This window comes from Pantoea sp. KPR_PJ (genome assembly GCF_041386365.1).
Classification (GTDB): domain Bacteria; phylum Pseudomonadota; class Gammaproteobacteria; order Enterobacterales; family Enterobacteriaceae; genus Pantoea.
Genome location: NZ_JABMIK010000006.1, coordinates 190160 through 211233 on the forward strand (window position 1 = coordinate 190160; position 21074 = coordinate 211233).

The window sequence follows — 21074 nt, forward strand, 5'->3', positions numbered from 1 at the left end:
GATGAGTTGCGATACAGAGAACGTTATGGTTGCAGGATTTATGCCAGCCGCCGCCTGACGTCTCTTTTGAAAATAAAGTTTTTTTGCTTTGCCATTCAGAGAAAATATCTGGATAAATTTTCACCGGTTTATATTCCAGAGAGCGATTGCCCCGGGCGCGAAATATCTCCTTGCTGCCGCCCTGTTGAAAAAGCGAGCCTGCTGCACTGCGCTGGTGCACGCCTGCGGCACTGCGCTGGTGCAGGCGCAAAGGAGGAAAATGCATAAAGCAATGAGAATTGCTCGCATTCAAATAGCTGAATAATTCTATTTAAATCAATGATATAAGGGATTAATTTTTCTTTACCCCCTCTTCCTTTTGCGGGGTTTTATGATGCATAATTCACCGCTTCTTAGCGTTTTGTTAATTAATTCCCAAAGGAACCGCCATGCTGACCGCTGAAATGACCGCGCGCCTGAACGACCAGCTTAATCTCGAATTTTTCTCCGCTAATCTTTATTTGCAGATGAGCGCCTGGTGTAGCGATAAAGGGCTGGAAGGCGCAGCAGCGTTTCTGAAAGAGCACTCGCGCGAAGAGATGGAGCATATGCAGCGTCTGTTCGATTACCTGAGCGATACGGGAGCGATGCCGGTGCTGGGCACCATTGCCGCGCCGCCGGTAGCCTATAATTCACTGCCCGAACTGCTGGAGCAGGCGCTGCAGCATGAGCAGCTGATCACGCGTAAAATTAACGAGCTGGCGCATGCTGCTATTACCTCGCTTGACTACTCCACCTTTAACTTCCTGCAATGGTATGTTGCTGAACAGCATGAAGAAGAAAAGCTGTTTAAAACCGTACTGGATAAGCTGGCGCTGGTGGGTAACAAAAGTGAAGGTCTGTTCCTGATTGATAAAGACCTGGCACGCATGAACAGCGAAAACCACGGCGCTAACTAACGCAGTTACCTCGGACAGCACTCCGCGACATAAACAAGCGGGCCCGCAGAGTCGGCCAGTCTGCAACAGGCACCAGGACGCTGCGGCGCGGTTGAATCACGCACTCTGCTTTCCACTAACGGGCACCCCTTATTGATGCGAGGTGCCCGTCTGCTTTTATCTCTTCCTGCCACCCGCTACAGGCTAAACTGCATGCTCTTTTCCCCGTTAATCCACAGCTCGCGCTGCTCGCCGGCGGGCAGCAACACCTCAATCTCGCGCCACGCCGGTTGATAATCTCCGCGCTTCTCCAGCGTCAACTCCAGCCGCTGAGCCGTGCTGCGCAGCGTCCAGCTCATCCACAGCGCATTGCCCTGTCGCCAGCCATGACTTTCGCCATCGTCATCAAAAAACTCACCTTCTGTCAGCGCATCGCCCGGTGCAGGCCACAGCTGTAGCTCGCGCACGTTATCGAGACGGGCATCCGTCGTGGTTTCACAGCGCCCCAGCGGAACGGCACTGCCGGCCCGCGCCAGCAGCGGCAGTCGATCAAGCGGCGCATCCAGCGTGACGCGCTGTCCGCCCGCCAGCCACTGACCGCTGTACCAGTCATACCAGCCGTGAGCATTGCGCGGCAGGTAAACCTCACGCGTGCGGCTCCCCTCCTCTACCACACTGGCGACCAGCAGATCGCGCCCCAGCAAAAAGTCATCACATTCCCGATACGTTTCGCTGTCCTCTTCGTGATCGAGGAAGGTAGGACGCAGCATCGGCTCATCCTGCGCGCTCGCCTGCCACAAAAGTGTATAAAGGTAAGGCATCAGACGGTAGCGCAGCCGAATCGCCTCACGGATCAGCGGCGTGACCTCGGGATACATCCACGGCTCATTCACCGTGTGATCGTCGTTCCATGAGTGGATGGTAAAGCGCGGGTGCATCACACCGTTCTGCACCCAGCGCACAAACAGCTCGGCGTCGGGCTTGTCGCCGGAAAAGCCGCCAACGTCGTGCCCCACGTTAAACAGCCCCGACAGGCTCATGCCCAGCCCCATGCGAATGTTGTAGCGCAGGGTCTGCCAGCTGGTGCGGTTATCCCCGCTCCAGGTCTGAACATAGCGCTGCATGCCGGCGCAGCCAGAGCGCGAAATCAGGTAGGGCCGTTTCTCCGGAGCGAAACGCTGCTGCGCTTCCAGCGAGGCGCGCATCATCAGCAGCGGCATCACCGGACGAATATGCTTGATCGCAATGCTCTGGCCGAAACCGTGGCAGCGCGCTTCGCCGTCCCAGACTTCATATTCGTTGTTATCGTTCCAGGTAGCGTCAATGCCTTTTTCCAGCAGCTGCGCGGTCACATTCTCCTGCCACCAGCGCACCGTCTGAGGATGGGTAAAGTCGAGATGCGATCCCTCATCATCCCAGAACACTGAGCGCTCCGGGCGATCCTGCTCTGAGTCACGGATAAATAGCCCCTGCGACGCCACCTCCTGATAGCGTGGATGATCCTGCAACAGGCAGGGTTTGATATTCGCTGCCAGTTTCATACCCGCCGCGTGAAACGCCTCGCTCATCGCGTTGGGATTGGGCACTTTGTCGTAGTTCCAGTTAAAGACGTAGCGTTTGTTGTTGATCGAGGTATAGCCTGATGAAAGCTGAAATGAATCGCAGGGAATTTCGTGCTCGCGACAGAGACGAATAAAGCCTTGCAGCTGCTGCTGTGCATCGGGTGCGTCGGTATAGTGCATCGTCGAACCGCTGTAGCCCAGGCTCCACTTCGGCTGGAAAATGGTGCGTCCGGTCAGACGCACAAAGGCCTGGGTCACATCCAGCAGCCTCGGCCCCAACATCAGGTAGTAGTCGAGATCGCCCGCTTCGGCGCGGTAACGACGGTAAGGCAGATGGTAGTTGTCCAGCTCGTTACCGAGATCAAGCCAGCTGCTGCTCAGGTTGTCGTAAAACAGGCCGAAGCTGACGCCGTCGCGCTGCGTCAGGGTAAAAGGAATATGTTTGTAAAGCGGATCGGTACTGGCAGCGTTATAGCCCATTGCATCAAGGTTACGCATCTCGAAACGGCGGCCACTGCGGTTAAGATCGCCCGTTTTCTCGCCCAGTCCGTAAACCCGATCCTGCGGCTGACGACGCTGGTAGTGCTCCACGCCGTCGCCGTGCGCGTTCAGCAGATAGGCTCCCGTGTGGCGGTCGGCCGCCAGCGGCTGCCACTGTCCCTGATGAACATGTTCCCAGCTCAGGCAGAGCGGATGATGTACCGTCACGCGCAACCGGTCGGTGCTGATCCGCAGCTGGTTGGCCTCATGCTCCAGCCGGAATGCAGGCAGGGTAAACCCGTCGAGGGCTTCGCGATCGCGCCCTTCCCAGGGGACATCGTCGCCCGGTGCAATGCTCCAGGTGCGGTTCAGCGCCAGTTCGCCGTCACGCTTCAGCAGCACGCGCATCAGGCCTGACTCCAGCACGTAAAGGCGTAGCAGATGACGATTATCCACCTTCAGCTCAACAAAGTTTTCCGCGTGCTGATTCAGCGTCCAGTTCTTCAGGGTTTTCATAATGAGGTCCTTATTGTTCAGCGCGTCGCTGACGGCGTTCGGCGATAAACATCACCAGGAAAAAGGCGCCGACCAGGTCAAAAAAGCCCATGGCGACGAACAGCGGATTGAATCCAATGGTGTCGGCGGTGACGCCAATGATCAGCGAGAAGATGAAGCTGGCGATCCAGGCGCAGGAGCCGCGCATACCGTTCACGGTAGCCATCTGACGGCGATCGAAGCGTTCCACCACCAGTGCGCTGAGCATGCAGGAGATCACCTGATGGCCAAAGCCGCCGATCGAGATCAGTGCGATCGCCAGCAACGGATCTTTAACCAGCGTCATCAGCGCCAGCGAGATCATCAGTACCGCGCCGGTGATCGAGCTGGCCACAATTGAGTTGACGCGCGTCAGGCCAAAGCACTTCACGTAGAGTCGGGTCAGATAGCCGCTGGCAACGCTGCCAAGGTCAGCGGCCAGAAAGGGAAGCCAGGCAAACATCACAATCTGCTTGAGATCCATCCCGCGCTCGTTAGCAAGATAGAGCGGCACCCAAAAGCTCAGCACCGCCCAGGCGGGTTCCGCAAGAAAAGCGGGAATGGCAATGCCGTAGAATTTTTTCTCTTTGCCGATGGTTTTCAGCGCCTGGAAAAACGGCAGCTTTTCACCCACCGCCTCATTATCCTGGGTGATCCAGGCACGCTCCTCTGTCGACAGGCGGCCATGTTTTTCCGGCGACTGATAACCCCACCACCATAAACCGACCCACAGCAGCCCCAGCCCACCGGTCAGCAGAAAGGCGCCCTGCCAGCCAAATGAGATATGCGCCACATAGATAATGGGCGGAGCCAGCATTGCGCCGACTGAGAAGCCAACACCCGCCCAGCCCGCCGCTATCGGCCGCTCTTTTTTGGGAAACCAGTCGCCAATGGCCTTGGCGTTGGCAGGCGTTGCCGCCGCTTCCGATGCCCCCATCACAAAGCGCAGCAGCGCCAGATGCAGCCAGCTTCCGGCACCGGCGTGCAGCAGACAGGTTACCGACCAGACCAGCGCGCAGATCAAAAAGCCCATCTTCAGGCCAATTACATCAATCAGCCAGCCGCACAGCGGCTGAAACAGGGTGTAGGCAAGCTGGAAGGCCGCCACAACCCAGGAGTAGTGCTCGGTGCTCATGTTCAGGCTGGTTTTCAGTTCCGGTGCCAGAATACCGAGCGAGTTGCGCGTGACGTAGTTCACCGTAACGCCGAGCAAAAACAGTCCCAGCATCCACCAGCGCAGATTTTTTATTGTGCGCATCGCACGCGTCGCGGCGATGGGCTTGCTTGTTGATTCAACGCTCATTTATCAGCTCCTGTACAGGCTTTTAAAGGCCGCTTAGTCCTTTACACCGCCGTCTGGCGTACTGCGTAAACCTGTCTGGCACCTTAAAAAAGCGGGAAACGTCGGTATAGCCGCTTTTTTGCAAAATTTTTCATGGCAAACTTTGCAGCACGTTTGAACCTGTTTAATTGCCTTATCTGACGCGATTCAGCACCTGATGAAAAATTTTTCATCGGCAGATTTGAGGACGATCACAAAATGAAACAAAGGCTGAAAATCAGTGAAATTGCTGCATTGAGCGGGGTCTCCATCAGCACTGTTTCGCGCGTGCTGGCGGGTAAAGCAAATACTCGTGCCAGCACGCGCGACAAAGTGCTGGCCGTTGCCCGGCAACAGGGGGTGCTGGACAACCTGCACAGCGGCCGCCTGTTGCTGAATACGCTGATGGTGTTCGCGCCACCGCGTGCTTTTGATGTGCGCAGCGACATTTTCTACTACAAGGTAATTCAGGGAATTGCGCAGGCGATTGAGCCGCATGAAGTGCGTTTACGCTACTGCGCGCTGGAAGAGAATGAGAGCGACACGGCGCTGTTTCTGGAAAAGATGCAGCAGACTGACGCCGCGCTGCTGGTGGGGATTGACGACGGCCATATCCATCAGCTCGCCGCAGAAATGAACAAGCCCTGCGTATTGATTAATGCGCTCGACCGCCGTATGCGGCTGCCCTCAGTATCACCGCACCATCAGCTGATTGGCGAGAGCGCCGCACGCTATCTGTTCGAACAGGGGCATCGCCAAATTTTGACGCTGCACTGTCTGCGCCGCTACACCATGGAACAGCGGTTACAGGGGGTACGTGACGCCTGGCATGCAATGAACCTGCGGTTTGACAGCCGCCAGCACCTGCTGACGCTGACCAGCTTTAGTCGTCTGGAGGCAGCGGAAAGACTGAGCGAGTACCTGACGCACTGTCCGCATGCCCAGCGGCCCACGGCGATTCTGGCCAGCGGCGACTATATCGCCGCCGGTGCGGTGGAAGCTCTGGAGCAGGCGGGCCTGCGCGTGCCACAGGATGTTTCAGTCATGAGCATGGATGGCTTTAACCTTGCCGCCATTCACGATATTCCGCTGACTTCGGTGCAGGTGCCGCGCGACGAGCTGGGCGCTGAAGCAGTGCGCATCGTGCAGACTATGCGCCTTAATCCACACGCCCTGCCCGGCACGCTGCTGCTGCACGGCAAACTGGTGGTACGGGAGTCGGTACGCCGCATTCGTGACAATCCCGGTCACGCGCCGGTGCAGCAGCATGGCCTGTATGACTAAGCAGGTTTATCCAGCGCCTTCAGCCGCAGCTCAGACGGCTGAGGACGACCGAAGAAGTACCCCTGAAACAGCGTACAGCCCTCTTCGCGCAGCCGGGCAAACTGTTCGCTACTTTCAACACCTTCCGCGGTGATCTGGATATCGAGGCTGCGGCTCATGCCGGTAATGGCGCGGATAATCGCCAGCGCCTCGCGGCTGTCACCCATATCGTTGATAAAGGATTTGTCGATTTTGATCTTGTCGAACGGGAAAGAGCGCAGGTAGCTGAGTGACGAGTAGCCGGTGCCAAAGTCATCCAGTGCAATCTGCACGCCCAGTTTTTTCAGGCTCTCCAGCGTGCGGATATTGCCGAGCGAGTCATCGAGCAGTACCGACTCGGTGATTTCCACCTCAAGTCGACTCGGCTCCAGGCCCGAGTCACGCAGGGCAGCCTCCACTACCGTGACCAGCGAGCTGTTCTTGAACTGGAGCGGTGACAGGTTTACCGACACCGACTGCTTGCCCTCCCAGGTGCTGGCTTCGCGACAGGCTTCGTAGAGCGCATAGGCGCCCAGCATGTGGATTAGCCCACACTCTTCTGCGATAGGAATAAAATCGCTGGGCATAATCAGTCCCTTGACCGGGTGATGCCAGCGCATCAATGCCTCATAGCCGATGATGGACTGCACCGCCTCACCGTCAGTAATAGGCTGATAGTAGAGCCTGAGCTGGCGGCTGCCGAGCGCCTCGCGCAGGTCGTTCTCAATCATCCGGCGGCTGCGCGCCACATTATCCATCGCCAGCGTAAAATGCTCGTAGCGATTACGCCCGTTGCGCTTGGCTTCGTAGAGCGCCATATCGGCGCAGCGCAGCATCTGCTCAGGCGTATTGGTAAGGGTCGTACTCAGGACTATCCCGACACTCAGCCCGACGCTCAGGTTATGGCCCTCTACGTTGATCGGCGCACGTATCGACTCGATCAGGCGCTGCGCGACGATCGCCGCTTCTTCTGTGCTGCTGACCAAAGGCAGCACGATAGCAAACTCATCGCCGCCAATCCGCGCCAGCGTATCACGATCGCGCAGCGTACCGCGCAGGCGTTTGGCGACCGTGCGCAGCAGCTCGTCACCAATCTGGTGGCCGAGAGCATCGTTGACGTTTTTAAAGTTGTCGAGATCAAGGCAGAGCGTGGCGGTGTGCTGTCCATTCTGCATATCGTTACGCAGAGCCTCACTCAGGCGCTGGCGAAACAGAATACGGTTCGGCAGGCTGGTAAGATTATCGTGATGCGCCATGTGGTGGATGCGGGCATCGGCGGCGCGCTGATCGGTGACATCCTCCACAATCAGCATAATGTAGTTCTGCCGCGCATCTTCCCCTTTAATGGCAGTCGCGCGGGTATGCAGGACGCGTTCGCCGCTGGCGGTCAGCAGCAGCTGTTCGCGCTCATGCATTCCTTCACTGCGCAGCGCAATATCCGCCAGGCTATTAAAGTAGTCACTCAGTTCCGCTGACATGCATTCGTGCGGTCTTTTATTGATCAGCAGCGCTTTTGCTACGCCAAACAGTTCTTCTGAACGATCGTTAACCAGCAGAATTTCGCGCGTGATCGCATCCTCAACGACCACGCAGGACGGTATGTTAGCAATGATATTGTCGAGAAATTTCGACAGCGCCAGCATCTTCGTGCTCTGCAATTCCGCCAGATCTTTGGCACGCAGTAGCTGCTGCTGCTGCTCACGGCGCTCGGTTACATCGCGGGTAATCTTGGCAAACCCAATCAGCTGCCCTTCGTCGTCATGGATGGCGTCGATCACCACATGCGCCCAGAAGGCACTGCCGTCTTTACGGTAGCGCCAGCCTTCATCTTCAAAGCGGCCACGGGTCAGCGCAATGGACAGGTTGGTTTCCGGCAGGCGCTGCAACCGCTCCTGTGCGCCGTAAAAGATGGAAAAGTGCTGGCCAATAATCTCATCAGCAGTATAGCCCTTCGCGCGCTGCGCCCCGGCATTCCAGTTCACCACACACCCCTGGATATCCAGCATATAGATGGCGTAATCGGTAACGCCCTCTACCAGCAGGCGAAAACGCTGCTCCTGTTCACGCTGCGCGCGCAGTAGCAGCTGCTGTTCGGTGCAGTCGCGGGTGATTTTGGCGTAGCCGATCAGCTTGCCGCCTTCATCACGAACCGCATCGATAATGACGTGCGCCCAGAAGGCGCTGCCATCCTTGCGGTAGCGCCAGCCCTCATCTTCAAAGCGGCCAGTACTGAATGCGGTCTGCAAATTTTTTTCCGGGATGCGTGCCATGCGATCCTGGGCGCTGTAGAAGCGGGAGAAGTGCTGACCTACGATCTCTTCCGCAACGTAGCCTTTGGCACGCTGTGCGCCCGCGTTCCAGTTCACCACCAGCCCTTCGTGATCCAGCATATAGATAGCGTAATCGGTAACGCCCTCAACCAGCAGGCGGAAACGCGTCTCCTGCTCATGCTGTTTGCGCTGCTGCTCCTGCTGTTTGGTACAGTCGCGGATAATCTTGGCAAAACCGAGCAGTTCGCCCTGCTCGCTACGGATAGCGTCGATCACGACATGCGCCCAGAAAGCGCTGCCATCCTTGCGGTAGCGCCAGCCTTCCGTTTCAAAGCTGCCGGTGCGCGCAGCGGTATCCAGCCCACGCTGCGGCAGCCCGCTTAGCCGGTCATTTTCACTATAAAACCGCGAGAAATGCTGCCCGACGATCTCTTCCGCCGTATAACCTTTCGCGCGTTGTGCACCCGCGTTCCAGTTAGCAACGGTGCCGTCTGGTTTGAGCATGTAAATAGCGTAGTCAATCACGCTCTGCACCAGCAATCGATACATGACATCAGCGTTTTTATCCATTGTTCTTAGCCTGTTACTTCGCTGCCTGAAGGACACCCAACCAAAACTTAAGAAAATTCCTAACACCATTCCGACTACAGCGGAAAAGCCCTGTTTTGACAAGCGATAATAAGCGGATGACGAAAGTTAGTAGGTCAGTTATCGGCAGCGGCGAGAAAATGTTCAGTTGTAAAAGCGGAGAGGGAGAAACGTCAGGGCCACGACAGGGGTGAAACAGCCGGTACGCCAGCCCTGCTGGCTGGCGCAGAGAAAGAAACAGGCGCTTTGCCAGTGCGATCTCAGGGTTCTTTACCTGCGCCTGATGTATGGCGATATAGCGTTCATAGCGCGCCTTATTTTCGACGTCAGTGACGCCAAAAATAAGGGCAGATGTTTTCAGTTTGATGACGAGAGCGGGGTTAAAAATGGTCGGCGATGGGCGTCCAGATTTCTGTCAGCGCGCCCGCTTTGCCGGTGAAAGGATCGCGTGTCGGCAGCGGCACCTGTTTTACCTGCTCCAGCGCTGCGTGCAGTTTGTCTGGCTCATCCCGGTGAGTTATTGGCTCAAAACCCGACGGATAAGCGCCCACCACACTAAAATCTTCGCTGGCGTAGATCTGCTTATGACCAACGCCTGCCGGAATAAGTACCGCATCGCCCGCACGCAGGGTTACCACGCGGCCGGTGTCGCCGCCAAACAGTACCTCCGCCCAGCCTTCTGCCACACCGAGCAGTTCATGAGTGTTGGGGTGGTAATGGGTATAGGGAAAAATGGCGTAGCGCCACGCCGGTGGCCAGCCGTTACGGGCAAAAGTCTGCTCGAACCAGCCAGCGATATCAGGCTCCTGCTCCTCGTCCTCATTCTCATATAGCGCAATCCGCGGCCAGATAATAAGCGGCAGAGGATTATTAGGGACGCCGCCCGACGGGCTGGCGAGCATCAGGTGCTGTGGATTGTTCGACGATCCGGCAGCGAAGGTGCCTGCGGCGAAGGACATCAGCAACAACAGACTGGAAGTAGAGGCAGTCATACAGGTTCTCCGGTTAGCGTTCAGCTAAGTGTGGCAAAACCTGATGCCGCTGCAATGTGCGCCCGCCAGCAAATGTACAATAAAAGCATGATTTTGCTAACTAAACGCAAATACTAATGCAACAATTCTGCCACACTCTGCGCCAGCTAGCCGGGCACGGCCTCACAAACCCTGTGCGGCAGTATCGGTCGATCGCTGCCCTCTGCCGCTGGCGCAAAGTTGGGCAGTTCTTCGACTTTCTCCGGCGGCACCGGTTTGCCCAGCAGATAGCCCTGAAGCGTATTGCAGCCCAGCCCGGTCAGAAAAGCCTGCTGCTCCGCCGTTTCCACCCCTTCCGCCACTACCTTCAGGTCAAGCGACTGCGCCAGCGCGACAATAGCAGAGACGATGGTGGCGTCTTCAGTCTGATGTTGCAGTTCGTTGACGAATGCACGGTCAATTTTCAGTTCGCTGGCGGGCAGACGCTTGAGGTAGAGCAGGCTGGAGTAGCCCGTACCAAAGTCATCGATTGACGCCTTGACGCCCAGACGCGTCAGCTCGGTGAGAATACGCACGCTCTCATCTGGATCGCGCATCGCGGTGGTTTCGGTCACCTCCAGCGTCAGTAATTCCGGCGGAATGGCGTGCGTTGCCAGCGCCTCGGTGACGGTTTCTACCAGATTACTCTGCTCAAACTGCAGCGCTGACAGGTTAACCGCAACCGACCAGTTGCTGTGTCCCTGCTGATGCCACTGATGCAGCTGGCGGCAGGCTTCGTTAATCACCCAGCAGCCAATATTCACAATCATGCCGGTCTTTTCCGCCAGCGGCAGAAAGCAGTCCGGTGCCAGCAGGCCACGCGTCGGATGCTGCCAGCGCAGCAGCGCTTCGAAACCAATAATTGGCCCGCGCGGGGCGCAATATTTTGGCTGGTAAAACAGCCGCAGCTCATCGTGCTCCAGCGCATGCCACAGATCGTTATTCAGCTGTAGCTGGGACTGCGCCAGCGTGTTCATGGAGGGCTGGAAAAAATTGTGTCCGTTGCGACCATTGTTTTTAGTGTGATACATGGCGGCATCGGCATTGAACATCAGCTCGCGCTCATCTTTGCCGTCGCCCGGGTAGACCGCGATGCCAATGCTCAGCGACACCATCAGCTCATAGCGCGAGATGTGAAACGGGCGTTCGATAGCTTTTACCAGCGTATCCGCTACCGTTGCGGCATCGTTAGGGTCACCGATTTCAGTCAGCAGCACAAACTCGTCGCCACCCATGCGCGCCAGTGTGCAATAGCCTTTCATCTGCTCGCTCATCCGCTCGGTAACGGCAATCAGCAGATTGTCGCCGACGTGATGGCCAAAAGCGTCGTTAACCGCCTTGAAGCCGTCGAGATCCATAAACATCAGCGCAAACTGGGTATTCTCGCGATTGGCCTTGTTGATCGCCTGCTCCAGACGATCTTCCAGCAGGATACGGTTTGGCAGCCGCGTCAGGTTATCGTGCAGCGCCAGCTGCGCCAGTTCGCGGTTCGCCTCCGCCAGCGAGCGCGCCAGGATAGCGGTACGCGCCTGCATACGCGCGTCCAGCATCGACACCAGCAGCGTAATGCCCAGGATCGCCAGCGTCACCACCGTGACCAGTATGGCCAGCCAGTTACTGTTGACGCCCATCTGCACGCTATGGCTGTGTGCCGGAAAATTCGCTGCGGCCATGCCCGTATAGTGCATACCGGCGATGGCAAACCCCATGACGATCGATGCGCCGAGGCGTAAAAGTGTGGTGCGCCCGGTGGTGCCGTTGCGCAGATTGAACGCCAGCCACAGTGCCGCTCCCGAGGCGACCAGCGCAATCACCACCGACAGGACGATCCAGCCCCAGCTCCAGTGAATACCCGGCGAAAACATCAGGGCCGCCATGCCGGTATAGTGCATCGCGACCACGCCGCTGCCCAGCACCAGCGCCCCCCCCAGCAGTTTTATTAGCGGCAAATCGCCCTGACAGACCAGCCAGAGCGCAAAAATGGACGCGATTACCGCAATGACCATGGAGAGCGCCGTCAGTGAGGCGTCGTAGCTCATTACCATCTCCATGGTCATCGACAGCATGCCAATAAAGTGCATGGCCCAGATGCCGACGCCCATAGCAAAACCGCCGCCCAGCAGCCATACCAGCGCGACTTTCCCGGTCGAGGTGGCGACGCGCCCCGCCATGTCCAGCGCAGTAAAGGAAGCCAGCATGGCAACGAGGATAGAAACGATAACGGTAAAAGAATTGTAGGTGGTCACTAACATAGTGAAATTCCGGTGAAGCCCAAAACGCAGCTGTAATGTTATTGTGAAAAAATCACAGTGAGAAACTATTTGTTGTGGTTATCGGCAATATACCGGGGGGAATTAGCCCATCAGCATGAAAGCTTCCGATGCTTTTGAGCGTTAAAATCTATCGTCATACCGCAGCAAGGCCGGCGATGCAGTTAGCGGATGCCCTGTGGGAATAAACAGAGAATTTAACAAAAACCGGGCCCGGCTGTGCTGGGTCGTGTCTTCAGGCCCCTGTAGCGCTGTGGGGGATAGCGTAACGGAGTCAGGGCGTTATCTGAACTGACCGCTGAAAGCGTAATCATATCTGATAAATGCAGGAAGCATTCTTGTTCACTACGCGACGACAGTAGCCATCTCTCAGACCGCTTTGCTTTTTTTAATTCTAATCAAGTTATTGATAAATATCTATTATTCACTGACAGGACGAATCGGTTAATGAAAAATTAACACAGCGCTTCACCGAGGTCCGCACGCTGATCTATAGTAAATAAAATTTATAATAATCACTTCGCTTTATGCGAAGAAGATTTTGAAAAACCATAGGGTTTCTGGCTCAGCCAGCGTCGTGGCGGGTCTGTTTGGTTGAATTTGAAAATTGGTCACCGGGTGAAAAAGCACTGACTCTGGATAATCGGTAAGGATTGATTATGAAACTCAAGCTTTTTCTGTTTGCTACTGCGGGACTTTCCACGGTGCTGCCTGCTGTGACGTTTGCAGCGACCACGACGGGAACCATTAATGCGACCCTGACGCTGACTACCGGCTGCCTGGTTAACGGCCAGTCGGCGACAACCGGGGTTAACTTCGGTACCCTGAACTTCGGCAGCAGCGCAGCTACCTTTGACACGCTGAACGCGACGCTGGTGGGGGCATCTGGCAATGGTATCTATGTGCGCTGCACAACAGGCCAGACCTATAACGTTCAGGTGACCAGCAGCAACGCGGCGCCCGCCACGATTTACGGAACGGTATCGGGCCAGCCGCGCTACCTGATTCTGGGGTCCAACAATACCCAGGGGATCGCCTACACCCTTTACAGCGACGCGGCCTTCACAACCGCCATCGCCAATAACACCAATATCGCCGCCAGCGGCACCACCGATCCCACCCTGGGGACCAACTACGCCATCTATGGTCGCGTCGTGGGCGGAGGCTTCAACCCGCTGATCCCGGCAGGTACCTATACCGATACCATTAACGTCGCCGTGAACTACTGATCGCACGGTCAGGAGCATTCGGGTGGCCGTGCCGCGCCTCGTGCGCACGCTGGTTTATACGCTGCCCCTGCTGACAGGAAGTCTCAACGCCTGGAGCCTGCCCACCAGCACGTTTCAGGTGTCTGCTTCCATTGTGGCGGGCTGCGTTATCTCTGGTACCAATACCGGGGTGTTTGGCACGCTTGATTTCGGCTCGCAGTCGGGCGTTGCCAGTAACAGCGTCAGTGCCAGCTTCGTGCAGAGCACGACGATCACGCTCGCCTGCACGCCTGGCACGACGCTGAGCATGAGCATCAACGGCGGCGGCAACTACACCACCACGCGCAACCTGAAACACACCAGTAACACCAATACCGTGCCCTATTCCCTCTACACCAATGCCAGCCATACCACGGCGATTCCGGTGAATAGCGCTGTCGCACTGAACTACAGCAACGCCAACAACATTACGTTGCCGATTTATGGTCTGTTGCAGTTGCCAGGGCCGACGCGCGCTGGCCTTTACACCGATACGCTTACCGTTACGCTGAGCTGGTAGCCGCATGATTAAAGGAGAAATGTCATGATGCGCGCCCTGTTGTTTTCTGTTTTTTTTCTGGCGACGAGCGCCCGGGCGGCGAATTCCCTGATGATCTGGCCCATCGATCCCAGCATCAATCCTGAGGATAAGGCCAGCGAGCTGTGGCTGGAGAATCGCGGCAGCACCACCACGCTGATGCAGGTGCGTATTTTTAGCTGGCAGCAGATCGGCGGCAAAGAGCAGTACGCGACCCAGCAAAGCGTGGTTGCCAGTCCGCCGCTGGTCCGCATTGAGCCGGGACAAAAACAACTGATCCGCCTGATTAAACAGACCGCACCCGGTGCCGGTCAGGAGCTGGCCTATCGCGTGGTGCTTGATGAGATCCCCACGCCGCGCACGCCGGGTGAGAACCAGGCGGGCCTCAACTTTCAGATGCGCTACTCGGTGCCGCTGTTTGTTTATGGCAACGGTCTGACGCGTGACAGCGCGAAGCCGGATCTGAGCTGGCAGCCGGTCAGCGAGGGCGGAAAAGCCTTTTTGCAGCTGACTAACCGCGGAAGCGGTCATGCCCGGCTCAGCAATGTCACCATTGGCGGCCGCAAGCTGGGCGACGGGCTGTTCGGCTATGTGCTGGCTCACAGCGAGAATCGCTGGCCGTTAAAAAGTGCGATCAGCGGTCAGATGAGAGCCGATACCAACGTCGGCGAGTGGCGCAGCGCGCCTGGCCGTTAAATCAATGCAGCGATCTCTTCATCCCTGCGCGCTGGCGGCTGCCAGCATCTGTGCCTGCCTGCCCTCTACGGCATCGCTGGCAGAGACATTTTCGTCGCTGCCGCCGCCGCCGTTGCTGGAGAGCAGCGGTGAACAGCCGCGCTATATGCTGGAGCTGGTGATTAACCAGCGCGAAACGGGCGCCATTGTGCCGGTTGAGCGACGCGACGGCCACGTTCTGGTGCGTGCAGGTGATTTGCAGCGCGCCGGTATTCCGTCAGAAAAGCTGCCAGACCCGCAGCGGGTTGACCTTAGCCAGTGGCAGGCAGTGAAAGCGGACTATGACAGTGCGGGTCAGCGGCTGCTCCTGACGGTGCCGCCAGCATGGCTGCCGGACCAGGTGATTGGCGACGCGCAAAACGGCCCCCGCTATCCTGGCCGCACCAGCAGCGGCGCGCTGATTAATTACGATCTTTACGCCTCACGCACCACCGGAACCGGTACGCGTCTCTCAGCCTGGAACGAGCTCCGCCTGTTCGGTACGGCTGGACAGTTCTCCAGTAACGGCGTCTGGCAACAGCAGACAGAGGGCCGCGCGCCCGTTCAGGATGAGGGCTATATCCGCTACGACACCTGGTGGAGCAATGAAGATGAAGAGAGTGTTATCGGCTGGCGCGTCGGCGACCTTACCACCGATGCGCTGAGCTGGAGCAACAGCGTGCGTCTTGGCGGGATTCAGATTGGCCGCGACTTCAGCGTGCGCCCCGATCTGGTAACCTATCCGTTACCGGCGTTTTCCGGTCAGGCCGCGGTGCCCTCAACCGTCGATCTCTTTATCAACGGCTACCGATCCAGCCAGGCAAACGTGCAGCCTGGCCCCTGGTCGCTGACCAACGTTCCTTTTGTAAACGGTGCGGGGGATGCGGTGATCACGACCACCGATGCGGTCGGCCGCCAGGTCACCACCACACTCCCCTTTTATGTTTCCAGCACGCTGCTGAAAGCGGGCCTGAGCGACTACGCTTTTTCGGCAGGTGCCTTTCGCAATCACTACGGTATTAAAAATTTTGATTACGGCGATGGCGCGGCCAGCGGTTCACTGCGCTACGGCGCGACTGACTGGCTGACGCTGGAGACCCACGCGGAGGGCAGCAACGGACTGGCGATGGGCGGCGCAGGCGCGATGTTTCGCGTGGGCAGCCTGGGGGTGGTCAACGGCGCGCTGGCGCAGAGCCAGATGAGGGATGAATCGGGTACCCAGTACAGCTGGGGTTATCAGTACAACAACAGCTGGTTGAGCATTGGCACCCAGCATACATTGCGCAGCCAGGGATTCGGAAATCTGGCCCTGCTCAGTAGCCGCAGCGGCAATAACAGCTACAGCACGACCACCTACAGCCTGGCGCGGCGCAGCGCCCAGTACAACGCCAGCGTGTCGCTGAATCAGTACGGCAGCCTTGGCGCGGCGTACATCGACATCAGCGGCGGCGACGGCCTGCACACGCGACTGCTTAACCTCTCGTGGAGCAAAACCCTGTGGGGCAATGCCAGCCTCTATCTCTCTGCCAGCCGCGATCGGCAACAGGGGAGATGGAGCGGCGCGATCTCGCTGATTATTCCCTTTGGTGAGCACAGCAGCGCTTCGGTCAGCGTGGAGCGCAACCAGCAGGGCGAGAACAATCAGCGACTCTACCTGTCGCGTGCCATGCCGAGCGACGGCGGCTTCGCCTGGGATGCCTCCTGGGCCAATCAGGGCGGCGAGAGTGGCGATTATCGCCAGGCCAGTCTGCGCTGGCGCAATAATAAAATTGACACCTCGGCGGGTTTTTACGGCGACGATGACTACAACACGCAGTGGGCCGATCTTACTGGCGCACTGGTGCTGATGGACAGCGAAGTGTTTGCCGCCAATGCCATCAACGACGCCTTTGTGGTGGTGAAAACCAACTATCCCGACGTTAACGTCCGCTATGAGAACCAGTCGATGGGCCGCACCGACCGCCACGGCTACCTGCTGGTGCCCTCTATCAGCAGCTACTACCCGGCGAAATATGATATCGACACGCTCGACCTCCCTGCGGATATGACCACGCCAAAGGTCGAGCAGCGCTTCGCGGTGAAACGCCAGAGCGGGTATCTGCTGCACTTCCCGATAGAAAAGCTGCGCTCGGCCAGCGTGATCCTGCACGATGCCGACGGCCAGCCGCTGCCGGTCTCCAGCCAGGTGCTGCGTGACGGTCAGGCGACGGAGTATGTCGGCTGGGATGGCATCACCTGGATGGAAAACCTGCGCGCCAGTAACCCTGTCCGCGTCGAGACGCCCGACGGGCGTCGCTGTACCACCGAGCTGAGGCTCCCCAGTGGTCAGCCGCAGGCGCTGAAAACTTATGGCCCCATCACCTGCCCGCTGCCGCCGAGACCGGCGGGCGAGCCGGTGCCCCGTCCCGATAACTTTACTTCAGGCATGACTCCATGAAAAAAACCGTGCTGCTGCTGATGCTGCTCCTGCTCTTCCCGGCGCTGTCGCGCGCCGCCTGCGGTTTACCCGCCTCTACCGCCAGCTTTGGATCAGTCACCACGTTTTCGGTCAACAGTACGGTGGGCACAACCTCGACAACCGCCAACGTCAACTGCGGATCGGGCTCGTCGCTCTCGCTGCTCGGCAATAACCAGATTACATTCCAGTTGACCGGCGCCACCAGCGTCAGCGGCACGCGCGGCACGCTCAAGCGCAGCGGCGACACCGGCACCGATAATATTCCGGTGCAGCTTTGCGTCGACAGCGCCTGCGCCACGGAGCTGACTATCGGTGCCGCCGCCTATGTTTACAGCCAGGCAGTGCTGGTTAACCTTGCGGGCCTGCTGGGCAGCCTGAACTTTGCTATCCCGGTCTATTTGCGCACCGTACCGGGTCAGATCGTTGCCGCTGGCACCTATACCACAACGCTGAACCTGGCGGTGACCTATAACGTCTGCACCAGCGTCAGCGTCGCCAGCCTGTGCCTCTCCCAGCAAACCGGCAGCGGGGTGATCCCCATCAGCGTTACTCTGGTGGTGACGAACGACTGCACCACCATTACCGCGCCGAATATCAGCTTTGGCAGCGCGCCGCTGGTAGGCAGTTTCTCCGCCGTCTCTCAGACTATCAATGTGGTGTGCAGCAAAGGCAGCGCCTATACGGTGGGATTAAGCAATGGCAGCTATGCCAGCGGCACGCAGCGCCAGATGGCGAGCGGCACCAACCGGTTAAGCTATGACATTTACAAGGGCACCAGCAGCAACCGCTGGGGGCCAACCGGCACCGATCGCTACAGCAGCGCAAATTCAACCAGCGTCAGCTCAGATGGACTGACGCGCGGCTTCAGCTATACCGCACGCATTCTGACAACTCAGAATACGCCGCCCGCAGGAAATTATACGGACAGCGTGGTGGTGGACGTCTCGTTTTAAACGGATGCGCTGGCTGCGGCGGCACCGTGGCGCGCGCGATACTGCCTGACCATGCGACCAATCAGCAGCGTACCTGTCAGACCGCAAATGGCAGCAAAGGTGAGCCAGACACCGGGCATCGCTTTATCGCCGGTGGCGTGGATCAGGTAGCTGGAGACAGCAGGGGTAAAGCCTCCGAACAGCGCGGTCGCCAGACTATAGGCGAGCGAGAAGCCAGAGGCACGCACTTCGGCAGGCATAATCTCCGCCAGATAGACAACCATTGCGCCATTGTAGCTGGCGTAAAGGAAGGAGAGCCAGAGCTCAGCCTCCACCAGATGGGCAAAGGTTGCCGATCCCACCAGCCAGTGCAGTACCGGCCAGGTGGTCAGGATCATCAGCAGCGTGAAGATAATCAGCAGCGGGCGACGACCAACCCGGTCTGACAGCGATCCCATGATCGGCAGCCAGATCAGATTAGAAAGGCCAACAAACAGCGTCACCAGAAAGCTCTGTTTGTCACTCATCATCAGCACGGTTTTACCGAAGGTGGGCGTGAACGCGGTAATCATGTAAAACATCACCGTGGTGGTAACCACCATCAGCATGCCAGCCAGCACCAGCGCCCAGTTACTCGCCAGCGAGCGCATAATCTGCTGCATAGTGGGATGCTGTTTACGCTGGCTGAAGGCTTCGGTCTCCTGCAGCATGCGGCGGATCCAGAACAGGAACGGCACAATCATGCAGCCGATAAAGAAAGGGATACGCCAGCCCCATTCGCTGACCGCCTCTTTCGCCATCACGTGGTTAAGCAGCAGACCAAGCAGCGCGGCAAAGATGACTGCAATCTGCTGGCTACCTGACTGCCAGCTGACAAAGAAGCCCTTGCGCCCTTCTGGCGCCACCTCTGCCAGATAAACCGAGACGCCGCCCAGCTCAACGCCCGCTGAGAAGCCCTGTAACAGGCGGCCCAGCAAAATCAAAATCGGCGCGGCAGCCCCCAGCGTGGCATATCCCGGCACCAGCGCGATGGTCAGCGTGCCAATTGCCATCAGGCCAAGCGTCAGCAGCAGCCCTTTGCGACGGCCGTGATGGTCGATATAGGCTCCCAGCACGATGGCCCCCAGCGGGCGCATCAGGAATCCTGCACCAAATGTCATCAGGGTTAACATTAGTGAGGCAAATGGGTTATCGCCCGGAAAGAAGGTTTTGGCAATGGCGGTGGCGTAATAACCAAACACCATAAAGTCATACATTTCCAGAAAGTTACCGCTGGTAACGCTGAATATGGTTCGGGCGCTGCCCTGGGGTTTTTGTAAAGATGAAGAGTGGCTCATAGTGGCTTCCTGCGTTTTTACTCCGTTTTAGCCTGCCTGAACCGCGATTAATGTGACTCAGCTCACCATTGCACTTTACAATCATGAAACCAAGAGTAACAAATAATTAACCTTGCAATCATGCAGCATTATTCACCGTTAGAAGCGTGAAGCCAGCCCGATATCGCTTTACTCCCCTCTGCCGCGTGCTCCGCCTCTGTTGTCTTTTACAACAGCCTGTAAATAAAAAAGGGCAGCCATCCGGCTGCCCTTTTCCACACGCAAAATCTTATTTCGCGGCGGTTTCCATCCCCATCAGGCCAATCTTCAGATAACCTGCGCCACGTAGCTTGTCCATGGCGCTCATCAGGGTTTCATAATCTACGGATTTATCCGCCTGGAAAAAGATGGTGGTCTCTTTATTGCCTTCGGTCTGGCTGTTCAGCACGCTGACCAGCGTCTCCGGCGTGACCTGCTCATTGCCGATATAGAGCTGCTTGTCAGCCTTGATCGACAAATAGACGGGCTTCTCCGGACGCGGTTGCGGTTGACTGGTCGAGGCAGGCAGATTAACGCGAACATCCACGGTCGCCAGCGGCGCAGCCACCATAAAGATGATCAGCAGAACCAGCATAACGTCGATAAACGGCGTGACGTTGATCTCGTGCATTTCGCCATCGCTTTCCAGGTCGTCGTTCAATCGCATTGCCATGAGGTTAACCTAAGCGTAATTTCTGAGCGGCCGGGCGGGTATCGACGCTTTTGGCGTTCACGTTGCCGAGATCAATATCACGGCTTTGCAGCAGCAAAATTTGCGCCGCCACGTCGCCAAGCGAGGCTTTATAGCCCGCGATCATGCGCGCAAAGACGTTGTAGATCACCACCGCCGGGATTGCCGCGATCAGACCGATAGCGGTGGCCAGCAGCGCTTCAGCAATGCCAGGCGCAACCACTGCAAGGTTGGTAGTCTGCGTTTGTGCAATGCCGATAAAGCTGTTCATGATGCCCCACACCGTACCGAACAGACCAATAAAAGGAGCAACAGAGCCGATAGTCGCCAGGAAGCCATTACCGCGACCCGCATGGCGGCTAAAGGCGGCCACGCGGCGCTCAAGGCGGAAGCTGGTGCGATCTTTAATACCGGCGGTATCTTCCACGCCGGCTGAAAGCTCAAGCTCATTTTGCGCATCATGAAGCAGTACGGCGCTGTGGCTGTGCTGGTCAAACTGGGTGGCGGCACGGGAGGCATCGCCCAGCGTGCGGGCTTCGCCCAGCGCCTGCTGCTCGCGCTTCAGCCGACGTTTTGCTGCGCTGAGCTCAGCAAACTTGCCAAAAAAGATCGCCCAGGTCACGACCGACGCCAGCAACAGGCCGATCATTACCACTTTTACCACGATATCAGCATGTTGATACATGCCCCAAACGGAGAGGTCCGTTTGCATCAAGTCACTGGCTACCACGCTGCGTCTCCAACTTCATATGCAGGAATAATGGATAAGCGCGAATAATAGCAAAAAACGGGCGAATTGATAGTGGTTCTCATTACTATTTACAAACCGAAACGTGCCGGGTCAGGGCTTTTAACGGTGGATTGGCGACAGTTTGCTGGCTTATT

At 57.5% G+C, this 21074-nt stretch carries 16 protein-coding genes; 8 read left to right on the forward strand and 8 right to left on the reverse strand.

Annotated elements, in window-relative coordinates; all coding sequences use genetic code 11:
- The first annotated feature begins 6 nt into the window (after nt 1-6).
- Entirely contained in the window at nt 7-267 is a 261-nt protein-coding gene (locus tag HP564_RS14400; RefSeq protein WP_371244129.1) for a hypothetical protein, read from the forward strand.
- 161 nt (nt 268-428) lie between these two features.
- Nucleotides 429-938 (forward strand): non-heme ferritin, encoded by a 510-nt coding sequence (gene ftnA / locus HP564_RS14405; RefSeq protein ID WP_371244131.1) that lies wholly within the window; start codon nt 429-431, stop codon nt 936-938.
- Between the two features lie 176 nt (nt 939-1114).
- Here ftnA and HP564_RS14410 read toward each other — a convergent pair whose 3' ends face one another.
- Together HP564_RS14410 and HP564_RS14415 are read right to left on the reverse strand one after the other, a co-directional pair.
- Complete coding sequence (locus HP564_RS14410) at nt 1115-3475, reverse strand: TIM-barrel domain-containing protein (RefSeq protein ID WP_371244133.1); 2361 nt, start codon at nt 3473-3475, stop codon at nt 1115-1117.
- A gap of 10 nt (nt 3476-3485) precedes the next feature.
- Nucleotides 3486-4796 (reverse strand): MFS transporter, encoded by a 1311-nt coding sequence (locus HP564_RS14415; RefSeq protein WP_371244135.1) that lies wholly within the window; start codon nt 4794-4796, stop codon nt 3486-3488.
- Between the two features lie 237 nt (nt 4797-5033).
- On the opposite strand from HP564_RS14415, the gene HP564_RS14420 reads away from it, so the two are divergent.
- Nucleotides 5034-6098, forward strand: coding sequence for a LacI family DNA-binding transcriptional regulator (locus HP564_RS14420; RefSeq protein WP_371244137.1), 1065 nt, complete (start codon nt 5034-5036; stop codon nt 6096-6098).
- Here the strand turns inward: HP564_RS14420 and HP564_RS14425 are convergent.
- The 3 genes from HP564_RS14425 to HP564_RS14435 all read right to left on the reverse strand — a co-directional run bounded on the left by HP564_RS14425 (nt 6095) and on the right by HP564_RS14435 (nt 12236).
- Nucleotides 6095-8956: an EAL domain-containing protein gene (locus HP564_RS14425; protein ID WP_371244139.1), complete on the reverse strand. Its 2862-nt coding sequence runs from the start codon at nt 8954-8956 to the stop codon at nt 6095-6097. The two genes, HP564_RS14420 and HP564_RS14425, sit on opposite strands and share 4 nt — an antisense overlap.
- 398 nt (nt 8957-9354) lie before the next feature.
- Nucleotides 9355-9966 (reverse strand): cupin domain-containing protein, encoded by a 612-nt coding sequence (locus tag HP564_RS14430; RefSeq protein WP_371244141.1) that lies wholly within the window; start codon nt 9964-9966, stop codon nt 9355-9357.
- Between the two features lie 146 nt (nt 9967-10112).
- Nucleotides 10113-12236, reverse strand: coding sequence for a putative bifunctional diguanylate cyclase/phosphodiesterase (locus HP564_RS14435; protein WP_371244143.1), 2124 nt, complete (start codon nt 12234-12236; stop codon nt 10113-10115).
- Between the two features lie 677 nt (nt 12237-12913).
- Here HP564_RS14435 and HP564_RS14440 point away from each other — a divergent pair.
- Genes HP564_RS14440 through HP564_RS14460 form a run of 5 tightly spaced genes read left to right on the forward strand, consistent with a single transcriptional unit; the run spans nt 12914 to nt 18164 of the window.
- Nucleotides 12914-13483 (forward strand): spore coat protein U domain-containing protein, encoded by a 570-nt coding sequence (locus HP564_RS14440; protein WP_371244145.1) that lies wholly within the window; start codon nt 12914-12916, stop codon nt 13481-13483.
- 28 nt (nt 13484-13511) lie between these two features.
- A complete protein-coding gene (locus HP564_RS14445; protein ID WP_371244262.1) occupies nt 13512-14021 on the forward strand; it encodes a spore coat U domain-containing protein in 510 nt (169 codons plus the stop codon).
- 24 nt (nt 14022-14045) lie between these two features.
- Nucleotides 14046-14735: a molecular chaperone gene (locus HP564_RS14450; RefSeq protein ID WP_371244147.1), complete on the forward strand. Its 690-nt coding sequence runs from the start codon at nt 14046-14048 to the stop codon at nt 14733-14735.
- A gap of 4 nt (nt 14736-14739) precedes the next feature.
- On the forward strand, nt 14740-17190 hold the full coding sequence (locus HP564_RS14455) for a fimbria/pilus outer membrane usher protein (RefSeq protein WP_371244149.1): 2451 nt from the start codon (nt 14740-14742) through the stop codon (nt 17188-17190).
- The gene (locus HP564_RS14460; RefSeq protein WP_371244151.1) at nt 17187-18164 is read left to right on the forward strand and encodes a spore coat protein U domain-containing protein; all 978 of its coding nucleotides are present in this window, start codon (nt 17187-17189) and stop codon (nt 18162-18164) included. Before HP564_RS14455 ends, HP564_RS14460 begins: the two co-directional genes overlap by 4 nt.
- Here the strand turns inward: HP564_RS14460 and HP564_RS14465 are convergent.
- The 3 genes from HP564_RS14465 to exbB all read right to left on the reverse strand — a co-directional run bounded on the left by HP564_RS14465 (nt 18161) and on the right by exbB (nt 20901).
- Nucleotides 18161-19480, reverse strand: a complete 1320-nt coding sequence (locus HP564_RS14465; protein WP_371244153.1) for an MFS transporter — start codon at nt 19478-19480, stop codon at nt 18161-18163. The two genes, HP564_RS14460 and HP564_RS14465, sit on opposite strands and share 4 nt — an antisense overlap.
- A gap of 268 nt (nt 19481-19748) precedes the next feature.
- Nucleotides 19749-20171, reverse strand: coding sequence for a TonB system transport protein ExbD (gene exbD / locus HP564_RS14470; RefSeq protein ID WP_371244155.1), 423 nt, complete (start codon nt 20169-20171; stop codon nt 19749-19751).
- A 4-nt stretch (nt 20172-20175) separates the two neighbouring features.
- On the reverse strand, nt 20176-20901 hold the full coding sequence (gene exbB / locus HP564_RS14475; protein WP_371244157.1) for a tol-pal system-associated acyl-CoA thioesterase: 726 nt from the start codon (nt 20899-20901) through the stop codon (nt 20176-20178).
- Nucleotides 20902-21074 lie beyond the last annotated feature (173 nt).

Coding starts and splice junctions, on each gene's coding strand:
- ftnA (WP_371244131.1), top strand. CDS start 429: ATGCTGACCGCTGAAATGACCGCGCGCCTGAACGACCAGCTTAATCTC.
- HP564_RS14410 (WP_371244133.1), bottom strand. CDS start 3,475: ATGAAAACCCTGAAGAACTGGACGCTGAATCAGCACGCGGAAAACTTT.
- HP564_RS14415 (WP_371244135.1), bottom strand. CDS start 4,796: ATGAGCGTTGAATCAACAAGCAAGCCCATCGCCGCGACGCGTGCGATG.
- HP564_RS14420 (WP_371244137.1), top strand. CDS start 5,034: ATGAAACAAAGGCTGAAAATCAGTGAAATTGCTGCATTGAGCGGGGTC.
- HP564_RS14425 (WP_371244139.1), bottom strand. CDS start 8,956: ATGGATAAAAACGCTGATGTCATGTATCGATTGCTGGTGCAGAGCGTG.
- HP564_RS14430 (WP_371244141.1), bottom strand. CDS start 9,966: ATGACTGCCTCTACTTCCAGTCTGTTGTTGCTGATGTCCTTCGCCGCA.
- HP564_RS14435 (WP_371244143.1), bottom strand. CDS start 12,236: ATGTTAGTGACCACCTACAATTCTTTTACCGTTATCGTTTCTATCCTC.
- HP564_RS14440 (WP_371244145.1), top strand. CDS start 12,914: ATGAAACTCAAGCTTTTTCTGTTTGCTACTGCGGGACTTTCCACGGTG.
- HP564_RS14450 (WP_371244147.1), top strand. CDS start 14,046: ATGATGCGCGCCCTGTTGTTTTCTGTTTTTTTTCTGGCGACGAGCGCC.
- HP564_RS14455 (WP_371244149.1), top strand. CDS start 14,740: ATGCAGCGATCTCTTCATCCCTGCGCGCTGGCGGCTGCCAGCATCTGT.
- HP564_RS14460 (WP_371244151.1), top strand. CDS start 17,187: ATGAAAAAAACCGTGCTGCTGCTGATGCTGCTCCTGCTCTTCCCGGCG.
- HP564_RS14465 (WP_371244153.1), bottom strand. CDS start 19,480: ATGAGCCACTCTTCATCTTTACAAAAACCCCAGGGCAGCGCCCGAACC.
- exbD (WP_371244155.1), bottom strand. CDS start 20,171: ATGGCAATGCGATTGAACGACGACCTGGAAAGCGATGGCGAAATGCAC.
- exbB (WP_371244157.1), bottom strand. CDS start 20,901: ATGCAAACGGACCTCTCCGTTTGGGGCATGTATCAACATGCTGATATC.